Source organism: Mesorhizobium sp. M7A.F.Ca.MR.176.00.0.0, from assembly GCF_004023165.1.
Lineage (GTDB): Bacteria > Pseudomonadota > Alphaproteobacteria > Rhizobiales > Rhizobiaceae > Mesorhizobium.
Genome location: NZ_RZTC01000116.1, coordinates 7,128 through 19,071, shown reverse-complemented (window position 1 = coordinate 19,071; position 11,944 = coordinate 7,128). Strand labels below are relative to the sequence as shown.

Below are 11,944 nucleotides of genomic sequence, written 5' to 3'. Positions count from 1 at the left end.
TCACGGCACTGGATGCGAGCGTCGGTCTGGCCGATACCGGCGACATGGCGGCCGCTGCCGGCAAGCTGGGAACCGTCGCGCTGAAGCTGACGGGATCGGAAGGGTTCGGCGCGAACGCATCGCGGCTGACGGCCACTTTGTCATCGACGGGTTCTGTCCTCGATCTCGGCACGCGAGGACTGCTGCCGGCGGACGTCGATATCAATGCGACGCTGGTTGCGGGCAGCAACAAGATCCAGGTCGACAGATTGCTGCTGAAGACCGGCCGCTCGACATTCGATTTCGCCGGTTCGATCGGGCCGAAGCCGGCAAGCGGAGCGGTGGGTGAAGAACCCTCCTATCGCTACGACCTGACCAGCGACGGATCGTCGCTTGCGCCTTCGGAGTCGCCCGAGCCGGCGCTCACCTTCCTGGCCCGGATTGCCGGCGTCTACAACACGGTGAGCCACAAATTGGTCGCCGAGCAGATCGCGCTCCGGTCCGCCGGCTCCGGCGAGATGCTTGGCACCGCCGCCGTGGCGTTCGTCGACGGCAAAGTGCCGGGGATCAATCTGGCGTTCAACATCCACGACATGCAGGTCTCTCACGTCAAGCAGCTGTGGCCGTGGTTTTCGGCGCGCAATGCCCGGCTCTGGGTGCTGGCCAATCTGTTCGGCGGCCGTGTCGTCGACGCCAACCTTCAGTTCCAGGTGGTGCCGGGCCGCCTGGGCAACGGCGTGCCGCTTTCGGCCGATGAGGTGTTCGGCCGCTTCCAGATCGAGGGATCGCGCTTCGACACCGCCGGCCGCATCCCGCCGATACGCGACGCGGTCGGCGTCGTCGGTTTCCACGGCAACGATGTCGATATCTCGCTCTCCTCGGGCACCGTCTACATGCCCAGCGGCCGCACCGTGGCGGCCAGCAACGGCACGCTGACGGTCAAGGCGGCCAACCGCCCGCCGGTCGTCGGCGCGCTCGATATCGACGTCGACGGCGAAGCGTCGGCCGTCGCCGAACTCGCATCCTACGAGCCGATCAACGCCATGCGCCATGTCGGCATCCTGCCGGAAGACCTGTCGGGCAGCGTCACCGGCCACGTCAAGGCGGATATTCCGCTGCAGTCCGGTGTCGACTCCTCGAAGCTCGATTGGCTGGTGTCGCTCGACTACAGCGGCATGTCATTGGCCAAGCCCTTCGAGGGCCAGATCGTAACGGATGCCGACGGTTCGATCACGGTCGATCCCGAGAAGGCGGTGATCTCCGCCAAGGCATTGCTGAACGGCATTCCGGCCGAACTCGATCTGGTCGAGCCGCTCAGGGATGACGGGCCGGCGCGCAGCCGCAAAGTGGCTCTGGTGCTTGACGACAAGATCCGCGCCGCCGCCATGCCCGGCCTGAAGCCGCTGCTTGCCGGAACGGTGAAGGTCGCAATCGACAAGAACGGCGGCGGCGACCAGAACGTCTCGGCCGATCTGACCAACGCCAGGCTGGACATTCCCTGGGCCGGCTGGAGCAAGGGGGCAGGGGTTCCTGCCAATGTCACCTTCGTCATGACCAAGTCCGGCGACACCACGACGCTGTCCGACTTCGATCTCGACGGAAAGTCGTTCTCCGTCGACGGCAGCATCGTGCTGGTCAATGGCGCCTTGTCGTCGGCGCGGTTCAGCAAGGTCACCTTGAACAGGGGCGACGACGTTGCCGTGTCGGTGAAGCGGTCCGGCAAGGGCTATGCGGTCGACATATCGGGCAACGCGCTCGATGCCCGCTCGCTGATCAAGCAGTTCACCTCGGACGTCGACACGGCTACCAAGACCACCGGTTCCGATGCCATTTCCGTCAGCGCCGATGTCGATCAGCTGACCGGTTTCCATGACGAGCAACTATCCAATTTGAAGCTCGACTACAGTGCTGCCGGTTCGCGGGTGAACGGGCTGAAGGTCAGCGCCACGGCAAGTTCGGGCGCCGCCATTTCAATCAGCAACACCACCGGCGCCGGCCAGCGCTCGCTCAACATGCAGTCCGCGGACGCCGGCGCCATCCTGAGATTCCTCAATATCTACGAGCATATGGAAGGCGGAACGATCACCCTGGCGCTTGCGGGGCCGAGCGACGGATCGCTGAGGGGCAAGGTCGACACCAGCAACTTTTTCGTGGTCAACGAACCGAAATTGGCCTCCATCGTCTCGACCACGCCGGCCGGCGACAACCGCAGCCTCAATCAGGCGGTCAAGGGCAAGCTCGACACGTCGCGGGTGAAGTTCGAACGCGGCTACGCCGAGATCGACAAGGGCAGCGGCTATCTGAAACTGGCCAATGGCGTGCTGCGTGGACCGCGCATCGGCACCACGTTCCAGGGCACGCTCTACGACCAGAACAACAACATGGACATGACCGGCACATTCATGCCGGTCTATGGCCTCAACCGCATCTTCGGCGAATTGCCCATCGTTGGCGCGCTGCTCGGCAATGGCCGCGACCGTGGTCTGATCGGCGTCACCTACCGGCTCAAAGGCAATGCCAACAAGCCGCTGCTGGACATCAATCCGCTGTCGGTGATCGCGCCCGGAATATTCAGGTCGATTTTTGAGTATCGGTGAGTGGCGCGGATCATGGTCGCCAGGAAATTGATTGCATTGGGTGCTGGTGCCGCACTCTTGGTCATCGCCGGCGGTCACTCAACGCGTCCAATTTCTGCTTTGCGCAGCGCAGGTTCCTGTCGGAAGAGGAGCTCTTGGCGGCTGCCGTTGCGGATATTCCAAAGCTTGTCGAACTTACTCAGGAGAGAGGAAGGTCTCTTCTGAGGTATGCAGACAAGTCTACCGATTTTTCCAATGTCACAATCGTCAACTACAAAGACGCTTCTGATTTTATGCAGAATAACCCAAACTGCTGTCGCATTGGTCGCTTTGACGGACCGCGTGAGCCTCTCTTCCCGCCGGATTGGTGGACCGTAGTGTCAGGCTATGCAGCAAAAATTGTCACCGTGAATTTCAAGCTGCGTTTCCTGACCCCGACGGGCAAAGAATCTTTCCAAAATGATCCTTTTTACGTCTGGATAGATTCTTGTGGGAAAATCAAACCGTACGCCTAGCAGGCGGCCGGCATGGATCGAGTTCTGCTCAAACCGGCCGTACCAGAATATGTTTTTTCTTTCCCAGAGAAAGCTTTACGACGTTTTCCGGACTCAAATCCCGAGGGGTCACCAGGCGGCGCTCGTCGCTCACCGGCTCGTCGTTCAGGCGCACGGCACCGCCCTGCACATGGCGCCGCGCTTCGCCGTTCGATGCCGCCAGTCCGGCGGTGACCAGCAGCGACAGAATGCCGACGCCGGTTTCAAGCGCCGTTTTGTCGACTTCGACGGTCGGCAGCGATTCCGCGAGCGCACCTTCCTCGAACGTCTTGCGCGCCGTATCGCCGGCTTGCTCGGCTGCTGCACGGCCGTGCAGCAGGGCGGTGATCTCGGTGGCGAGGATCTTCTTGGCCTCATTGATCTCGGATCCGCCGAGCCGCCCGAGCCGCGCCACCTCGTCCAGCGGCAGCGTCGTGTAGAGCTTGAGGAAGCGCGCGACGTCGGCATCCTCGGTGTTGCGCCAATACTGCCAGAATTCGTAGGGGCTCAGCATCTCCGCATCGAGCCAGACCGCGCCCGAGGCGGACTTGCCCATCTTGGCGCCAGACGACGTGGTGAGCAGCGGCGTGGTCAGCGCATAGAGTTGCGCGTCCTCCATGCGGCGGCCGAGATCGATGCCGTTGATGATGTTGCCCCACTGGTCGGAGCCGCCCATCTGCAGGCGGCAGCCGAGACGCTTGTAGAGCTCGACGAAATCATAGGCCTGCAGGATCATGTAGTTGAATTCGAGGAACGACAGCGACTGCTCGCGATCGAGCCGCAGCTTGACGGAATCGAACGCCAGCATGCGGTTGACGGAAAAGTGACGGCCGACATCGCGCAGGAAATTGACGTAGTTGATCTCCATCAGCCAGTCGGCGTTGTTGACCATGATGGCGTCGTTCGGACCGCTTCCGAATTTGAGGTAGGGCGTGAAGTTGCGGCGGATGCCGGCTAGATTGTCTTCGATGTCCTGCGGGGTCAAAAGCTTGCGCGCCTCGTCCTTGAAAGAGGGGTCGCCGATCATCGAGGTGCCGCCGCCCATCAGCGCGATCGGCCGATGACCGGTCTGCTGCAGCCAGTGCAGCATCATGATCTGGATCAGCGAGCCGGCGTGCAGGCTTTTGGCGGTGGCGTCGAAGCCGATATAGGCCGTCACCGTTTCCTTGGCGAAGATATTGTCGAGACCGGCATCATCCGAAGTCTGGTGGATGAAACCGCGCTCGCTCATCGTGCGCAGGAAATCCGATTTGAAGGCAGGCATTTTTTCTTTCCCGAAAGCGCCCGGCCAGCGTGGCTCGGGTGTGCATGAACGCGGGCGTTTAGCATCCAAGCGCGATCAGCAAAAGTGGTTTCCGGTTTTGCGCCTGATCGCGCGTCGACAAAGGTCCAGCGATCAGCAAAAGTGGTTTCCTGTTTTGGTGCCCGCGCGGATGGCATTGCGAATCCTTGCTTCGTCGTTTGGGCTGGCGTATTGAGGCGCCGCGCAGGGCAGGGCCTGAGGCGCCGCGACGGGGCCATCCCGCAGATCAGATCCGGAAGCTCCGCGATGAACAGGAACTATCTTTTTCTCTTTCTGTTCAGCGTGCTGATGACGTTCAGCGGACTGGCGAGCCTTCCACCCGTCGACCGGGACGAATCCCGTTTTGTCCAGGCCACCAAGCAGATGGTCGAAACCTCCGACTATGTCGACATCCGTTTTCAGGATGCCTCGCGCTACAAGAAGCCGATCGGCATCTATTGGCTGCAATCGGCGGCCGTGGCGCTGAGCGGCGAGGGGGCGGCGGCGCCGATCTGGGTCTACCGCCTAGTCTCCATGCTCGGCATTGCCCTGGCCGTAGTCGGCATTGCCTGGACAGGCACCAAGCTGTTCGGGGCCAATGCCGGTCTCGCCGCCGGCCTGATAATGGCGGCTATCTTCGCCACCGCCTTCGAGGGCCGTGACGCCAAGACCGACGCCATGCTGCTGGCCTGCTGCGTGGCGGCGCAAGGCGCGCTCGCCCAGATCTATCTGGCATCGCGCCGCAACGAACCGGTCGCCGCCCATCTGCCGTGGATTTTCTGGGCCGCTCAAGGCCTTGGAATCCTTATCAAGGGGCCGGTGGCTCCGCTCCTGTCGGTGCTGACGGTCGCCGCCCTGTTTGCCTTCGAGCGCGACTGGCGCTGGCTCCTGAAGCTGAAGCTTGTGCGCGGTGTCGCCCTGGTGCTGCTCATCGTGCTGCCCTGGGTCGCCCTCATCACCTGGAAGAGCGGCGGCGCCTTCCTCAGCGATGCCGTCGGCAAGGACATGATGGCCAAGGTCGCCTCGGGCGAGGAATCGCACGGCCTGCCGCCGGGCTTCTACATGCTGACCTATTCCTTGTTCATGTGGCCGTTCGGTCTGATCGCGGTCGGCGCCGGGCTGCAGGCCCTCAACCGTCTGCGCGACGATCCCCGGCTGCGTTTCTGCCTCGCCTGGTACATTCCGTTCTGGCTGGTGTTCGAGCTGATCCCGACCAAGCTGCCGCACTATGTCCTGCCGGCCTATCCCGGCATGGCGCTGCTGATCGGCTGGCTGTTGACCTTGCCGCCGCAGGAGGCGAATGCGCCGCTCAGGCGCTGGCAGGATTGGTTGTGGTGGTCGACCGCATTCGGTCTTGCCGTGGTCAGCCTTGGCCTGGCGGCGGTCTGCGTCGGAGCGCCGATCTATCTCACCGGCGCCTTCTCCTGGTGGAGCATCCCGGCCGCCGCGGCGGCGCTGGCAGCAGGATATTTCGCTTTTTCCCGACAACTGCAAGTGCCGCTCTTGCGCATCGGCGCCATCGCCGTCTGCGCGGGCATCACCTATGGGTTGTTGTTCGGCGTCATCGCGCCTTCGCTGAAATCGATCTGGCTGAGCCCGGCGATCGAGGCGGCGTTCCAGGCCAACAGGCCTTGCGCCACCACGGTGCTCGCTTCGGCGGAATATCACGAGCCGAGCCTGGTGTTCCTGGTCGGCACCAAGACCGTCCTGACCGATGTCGATGGCGTCGCCAAGCATCTGCTCGGCGATCCTGCCTGCGCGCTGGCTCTGGCGCAGGTCGGCGACGAGCAGAAACTGAATGGGTTGCTAGCGGCGCAAGGCAAGTCGGCGAACCGCGTTGCCGAGGTCGACGGCCTCAACTATTCGTCGGGAGACAAGCTGTCGCTCGGCCTCTATCGTGTAACCCAGTGACGGCTCGCCGATGCCCATGACGGCGACAATGGGATCGAATTTCCTATGCTGGTGAAATCACGCCCGCCCGTTTCGAGCCTGCTCCTTGGGATAGGGCGCCGGTCGCTCGACAATTTTCGCGATACGATGCAGATCGCCAAAAGCCGCCTTGCCACCCGCCCGGCCAGATACCCGAACGTTTTGTGGTCGGTCTGGGTGCTGGTCTGGGTTTTGCTGACGGCGGCAGCGTTTGTTCGTCTCGACACCCCGGCCGGAATGCTTCACGGCAAGTGGTCGGCGGGATTTGCCCGGACTGCCGACTTTTTCACCCAGTTCGGCCTGGGTGGCTGGTATCTCATTCCCTCAGTGCTTCTGCTTGTCGCCGCGAACCTGACGGATTGGCGAAGCCTCTCCCGGCGCTCGCTGATGCTGCTCTACAACTGGACCTGCCTGGCTTTTCTGGTGCTGTGCGCCACCGGCCTGTCGGGGATCGCCGTCAATGTGCTGAAATATGCCATTGGCCGGGCTCGCCCCCTCTATTACGAGGACTTTGGCGTGCTGACCCTGCACCCCTTCGCTTTCGATGCGCGCTTCGCCGGCTTTCCGTCCGGCCATGGTACGACGATGGGCGCGGTGTTCGGGGTCGCTTTGCTGTTGTTTCCGCGGCGCTGGTACATCGCCCTGGCGATCACCGCTTGTATCGCCTCGACCCGTATCTTCGTTGGCGCGCACTATCCCAGCGACACCGTCGCCGGCTTCGGCCTTGGCTGCGGCTTCGCGCTCGCCTGCGGGCTGGTCTTTGCCCGGCTCGGCTTCATTTTCCGGCCGATGCCGTCGGGACTGCCGGTCCGCAAGAGAACGTTTCGGCTGATCGGACCGACAAGGAAGGCTGCCTGAGCATTCGAAGTTCAGTTGCCGTCCAGTCCGCCATAGGATCTGACCAGGCCGGCCATGCCGGGCGACTGGTGGTCTTCGCTTTCCAGCCCCTGTGCAACGCCGACGCGATCGGCGACCGGCCGGTTCTGGCTGACCTTCCACTTGCCGTGGATTTCGCTGATCTCGATTTCCAGCCCGATAATGCCCTTGATCTGCGACTGGATGAAGGGCTCCGGCGCATCGGTCACCGCCCAGGGTGCGGCGCGGGCGCCTTCCTGGGAGACGGTCAGATCGGCGATCTGCTGCGCCAGCCAGTCCTGATCATCCATCACCTTGACGGTGCCGCGAACCTGCACGATGGCGTAATTCCACGTCGGCACCACCTTGCCGGTCTCGCGCTTGGTCTCGTACCAGGACGGCGTCACATAGGCATCGCTGCCCTGGAAGACGATCAGCACGGGGGATGCCGGGTTGTCGGCCAACAGGCGCCATTGCGGGTTGGCCCGCGCCAGATGGGCGCGCAGCCTGCCGTTAGGCCCGATTTCCGCGTCGAGCAGGAACGGGACAGCGTTGGCGACCGGCCCATCGGGCCCGTTGGAAACCAACAGGCCCAGCGGATGCGTCCGGATCAACCCGTGCAGGATTTCCGGCCGCGTTTCCCTGAAATGAGGAGGTTCGTACATCGCCGTCCGTTCTTGCCTTGTTTATCTCAGCCGCTTCGGACGCGGATCCGACAATTCGCCGGCCAGCCGGCGGTCGAGATAGTCGGCGCATTCCTCGAGCAGCAGGTCGGCATCGTTGGCGAAGAAATGGTTGGCGCCGGGCAAGGTCTTTTGCGTGATGGTGATGCCCTTCTGCGTGTGCAGCTTGTCGACCAGACCCTGCACATCCTTCGGCGGCGCCACCTTGTCGGCATCGCCATGGATGATCAGGCCCGATGACGGGCAGGGCGCCAGGAACGAGAAATCATAGGTGTTGGGCTGCGGCGCGATCGAAATGAAGCCTTCGATCTCCGGCCGGCGCATCAGAAGCTGCATGCCGATCCAGGAGCCGAAGGAGTAGCCGGCGACCCAGCAGCTCTTGGAATCGGGATGCAGCGACTGCACCCAGTCCAAAGCGGCGGCGGCGTCCGACAGCTCGCCGGTGCCATGGTCGAATTCGCCCTGACTGCGGCCGATGCCGCGGAAATTGAAGCGAAGCGTGGTGAAATCCCGCTTCTGGAACATGTAGAAGAGGTCGTAGACGATCTTGTTGTTCATCGTGCCGCCGAATTGCGGGTGCGGGTGCAGGACGATGGCAATCGGCGCGCTCTTTTCCTTGGAAGGCTGATAGCGACCCTCCAGGCGGCCGGCAGGACCGGTGAAAATGACCTCAGGCATAAAATACTCCACTTGGTAATACGAACGCGCGGTGCCTGGAACGTTTCCTCTGGCCTTGACGCAGGGCGAGCGTCTTCTTAGAAGCTAGTTTAGAATTGTTCAAAACTGAGTGGCAAGACATCGAGCCCGGCCACCCGCGCCGCAAGCCGCGTAAATAGGACGGCTCGCCTTGGAATTTCAAGGAAATAACGCCATACGACAGCGGAATGGCTTCTGACGGGATTTGACGGACGAAAATGGCCGGAATACGCGCCTATCTCGACTACAATGCCAGTGCGCCGCTGCTTGCCGTGGCCCGCGAGGCTATGGTTGCGGCCCTTGACGTCGCGGCCAATCCGTCATCGGTTCACGCCGAGGGGCGCGCGGCCCGCCGCCTGATCGAGACCGCCAGGCGTGACGTGGCGGCGCTAGTCAACGCCAAGGCGGAGCATGTCGTGTTCACCTCCGGTGCCACGGAAGCAGCCTCGACGCTGCTGTCACCCGACTGGCAGATGGGGCGCGGCACGGTGCGTATGAGCCGGCTTTACGTGTCGGAGGCCGATCATCCCTGCCTGTTGAACGGCGGACGGTTCCCCGCAGCGCAGGTGACGCGGATCGGCGTCGACGCCAACGGCATCGCCGACCTCGGCGCCTTGGCGTCGGCGCTCGGCGGTCACGACAAGAGCGAAGGCCTGCCGCTGGTCGCCATCCACGCCGCCAACAACGAAACCGGCGTCATCCAGCCGATCGATCGCATCGCCGGGATCGTCAAGGCGGCGGGCGGTATCCTTACAGTCGACGCCGTGCAGGCCGCTGGGCGTGTTTCCATCGATCTATCAGCGGGTTACGCCGATTATCTGATTCTGTCGTCGCACAAGATCGGTGGTCCCAAGGGCGTCGGCGCCATCGTCGCCGCCTCTGACCTGATGATGCCGAAGCCGTTGATCAATGGCGGCGGCCAGGAGAAGGGCCATCGCGGCGGCACCGAAAACCTCGCTGCCATTGCCGGTTTTGGCGCGGCCGCCCGCGAGGCCCTGGCCGGATTGCCGGCCATGGATGCGGTGCGCCGGCGCCGCGACGAGATCGAGGCCATCGTCAAATCGCTGGTGCCGGACGCGGAAATCTTCGGAACCGGTGCGCCAAGGCTTGCCAATACGGCATTCTTCGCTATTGCGGGCGTCAAAGCCGAAACCGCGCAGATCGCCTTCGATCTGGCCGGTGTAGCGCTGTCGGCCGGCTCTGCCTGTTCGTCTGGCAAGGTCGGACCGAGCCATGTGCTGAAAGCCATGGGGTACGGCGACAGTCTCGGCGCCTTGCGGGTGTCGATCGGACCGGCGACCGGCGCGGAAGACATCGAGCTGTTTCGCGTCGCACTGGCGGGAATTACCGCACGTAGGGCGGATAGAGAACGGGCCGCGTAGCGGTTGGACGAATTTGGGCCTTTCGGCCTGGTAGAGCCGTGCGTTTCATGCTGGCCGGGTGAATTCCCGGTCGAAGCGCACTATATTAAACTTACGCTGCCGCGAGCACCTCTTCGGGGTTCGTTTTTGGCGGTGCCATAGTTTGAAAACTGTCGGGCCTTGACCCCGGCGTGGATGGAGAACGCATATGCCTGCTGTGCAGGACACGATCGATCGGGTCCGAAAGATCGACGTCGACCAATACAAATACGGATTCCAGACCGAAATCGCGATGGACAAGGCCCCCAAGGGCCTCAGCGAAGACATCATCCGTTTCATTTCGGCCAAGAAGGACGAACCGTCCTGGATGCTGGAATGGCGTCTGGAAGCGTATCGCCGCTGGCTGACGCTTGACGAGCCGACCTGGGCGCGCGTCCACTATCCGAAGATCGATTTCCAGGACATCTATTTCTACGCGGCGCCCAAGAGCACGCCCGGCCCGACCTCGCTCAGCGATGTCGATCCCGAACTGTTGAAAGTCTACGAAAAGCTTGGCATTCCGCTGCGGGAGCAGGAAATCCTTGCCGGCGTGCAGAAGACCGACGCCTCGGAGCTCGAGGAAGTCAGCGATAACGTCTACAAATCGGGCCGCGTCGCTGTCGACGCCGTGTTCGATTCCGTCTCCGTCGTCACCACCTTCAAGAAGGAACTGGCGCAGGCCGGCGTCATCTTCTGCTCGATCTCGGAAGCCATCCGCGAGCATCCGGAGCTGGTGAAGAAATATCTTGGTTCGGTCGTGCCGACCTCCGACAATTACTACGCCACGCTGAATTCGGCTGTGTTCACCGACGGCTCGTTCGTCTTCGTGCCCAAGGGCGTGCGCTGCCCGATGGAGCTGTCGACCTATTTCCGCATGAACGAGAAGAACACCGGCCAGTTCGAGCGCACGCTGATCATCGCCGAGGAGGGGGCTTACGTCTCCTATCTCGAGGGCTGCACGGCGCCGCAGCGCGACGAGAACCAGTTGCATGCCGCCGTCGTCGAACTGGTGGCGCTCGACGATGCCGAGATCAAATATTCGACGGTGCAGAACTGGTACCCCGGCGACGCCGAGGGCAAGGGCGGCATCTACAATTTCGTCACCAAGCGCGGCGACTGCCGTGGCGACCGCTCCAAGATTTCATGGACGCAGGTCGAAACCGGTTCGGCCATCACCTGGAAATATCCGAGCTGCATCCTGCGCGGTGACGATTCCCAAGGTGAGTTCTATTCGATCGCCGTGTCGAACGGCTACCAGCAGGTCGACAGCGGCACCAAGATGATCCATCTCGGCAAGAACACGTCGAGCCGCATCATCTCCAAGGGCATCGCGGCCGGCTTCTCGCAGAACACCTATCGCGGCCAGGTCTCGGCGCACCGCAAGGCGACCAACGCCCGCAACTTCACCAACTGCGACAGTCTGCTGATCGGCGACCAGTGCGGCGCGCACACCGTGCCCTACATGGAAGCCAAGAACTCGACGGCGCAGTTCGAGCACGAAGCGACGACGTCGAAGATTTCCGAGGACCAGAAATTCTATGTCATGCAGCGCGGTATCCCTGAAGAGGAAGCGATCGCGCTGATCGTCAACGGCTTCGTCAAGGACGTCATCCAGCAACTGCCGATGGAGTTCGCGGTCGAGGCGCAGAAGCTGATTGGTATCTCGCTGGAAGGTTCGGTGGGTTGATTAGATGGAACGGCGCTCCTGGAAGTTCTTCGCGCGAATCGAGAGCTTGATAGTCGTCGTTCTGGTGCTCTTGCTGACGCTGGCTATTGGAGGTGCCGTGGTGGCTCTAATTGGCGCAATGTTTGGCTTGAGTTCGGTGAAGAATATTGGTGGTTCGATTGCGGGCCTAGGCGCGGCTGGGTTTTTTGGCTGGATGTTCGTTGCGGGCAAACTAGCGCGCTTGTCTCCAAGGGGATCCCGTCAAGGGCAGAGCGTCGAGAACACCAAGAACACGAAAGTAGAAAAGAATGCTTGAAATCAGAAATTTGCACGCCCGCATCGTCG

The 11,944-nt window shown here is 62.4% G+C and carries 11 protein-coding genes; 8 read left to right on the top strand and 3 right to left on the bottom strand.

Annotated features, from left to right (window positions below; all coding sequences use genetic code 11):
- A partial coding sequence (locus tag EOB59_RS28275; RefSeq protein ID WP_128289743.1) for a DUF3971 domain-containing protein occupies window positions 1-2,576 on the top strand: 2,576 nt, incomplete at its 5' end.
- A gap of 134 nt (window positions 2,577-2,710) precedes the next feature.
- A complete protein-coding gene (locus tag EOB59_RS28270) occupies window positions 2,711-3,070 on the top strand; it encodes a hypothetical protein (RefSeq protein WP_128289742.1) in 360 nt (119 codons plus the stop codon).
- Window positions 3,071-3,098: 28 nt separating this feature from the next.
- Here EOB59_RS28270 and tyrS read toward each other — a convergent pair whose 3' ends face one another.
- Entirely contained in the window at window positions 3,099-4,352 is a 1,254-nt protein-coding gene (gene tyrS / locus EOB59_RS28265) for a tyrosine--tRNA ligase (RefSeq protein ID WP_128289741.1), read from the bottom strand.
- On the opposite strand from tyrS, the gene EOB59_RS28260 reads away from it, so the two are divergent.
- From EOB59_RS28260 to EOB59_RS28250, 3 genes are all read left to right on the top strand, one after another.
- Window positions 4,339-4,566: a hypothetical protein gene (locus EOB59_RS28260; protein WP_128289740.1), complete on the top strand. Its 228-nt coding sequence runs from the start codon at window positions 4,339-4,341 to the stop codon at window positions 4,564-4,566. The two genes, tyrS and EOB59_RS28260, sit on opposite strands and share 14 nt — an antisense overlap.
- A 71-nt stretch (window positions 4,567-4,637) precedes the next feature.
- Window positions 4,638-6,281 (top strand): glycosyltransferase family 39 protein, encoded by a 1,644-nt coding sequence (locus EOB59_RS28255; protein ID WP_128289739.1) that lies wholly within the window; start codon window positions 4,638-4,640, stop codon window positions 6,279-6,281.
- Between the two features lie 45 nt (window positions 6,282-6,326).
- Window positions 6,327-7,157, top strand: a complete 831-nt coding sequence (locus EOB59_RS28250) for a phosphatase PAP2 family protein (protein WP_128289738.1) — start codon at window positions 6,327-6,329, stop codon at window positions 7,155-7,157.
- Between the two features lie 11 nt (window positions 7,158-7,168).
- Here EOB59_RS28250 and EOB59_RS28245 read toward each other — a convergent pair whose 3' ends face one another.
- Together EOB59_RS28245 and EOB59_RS28240 are read right to left on the bottom strand one after the other, a co-directional pair.
- Window positions 7,169-7,819, bottom strand: coding sequence for an FMN-binding negative transcriptional regulator (locus tag EOB59_RS28245; RefSeq protein ID WP_127319484.1), 651 nt, complete (start codon window positions 7,817-7,819; stop codon window positions 7,169-7,171).
- Window positions 7,820-7,840: 21 nt separating this feature from the next.
- Entirely contained in the window at window positions 7,841-8,515 is a 675-nt protein-coding gene (locus tag EOB59_RS28240) for an alpha/beta hydrolase (RefSeq protein WP_023669128.1), read from the bottom strand.
- 236 nt (window positions 8,516-8,751) lie between these two features.
- Here EOB59_RS28240 and EOB59_RS28235 point away from each other — a divergent pair, with 236 nt between their 5' ends.
- The 3 genes from EOB59_RS28235 (at window position 8,752) to EOB59_RS28225 (ending at window position 11,915) form a co-directional block, all read left to right on the top strand.
- Window positions 8,752-9,915: a cysteine desulfurase family protein gene (locus tag EOB59_RS28235; RefSeq protein WP_128289737.1), complete on the top strand. Its 1,164-nt coding sequence runs from the start codon at window positions 8,752-8,754 to the stop codon at window positions 9,913-9,915.
- A 187-nt stretch (window positions 9,916-10,102) separates the two neighbouring features.
- Window positions 10,103-11,620, top strand: a complete 1,518-nt coding sequence (sufB, locus tag EOB59_RS28230) for a Fe-S cluster assembly protein SufB (protein WP_127319478.1) — start codon at window positions 10,103-10,105, stop codon at window positions 11,618-11,620.
- A gap of 4 nt (window positions 11,621-11,624) precedes the next feature.
- Window positions 11,625-11,915, top strand: a complete 291-nt coding sequence (locus EOB59_RS28225; RefSeq protein WP_127395584.1) for a hypothetical protein — start codon at window positions 11,625-11,627, stop codon at window positions 11,913-11,915.
- The last annotated feature ends 29 nt before the right edge of the window (window positions 11,916-11,944 follow it).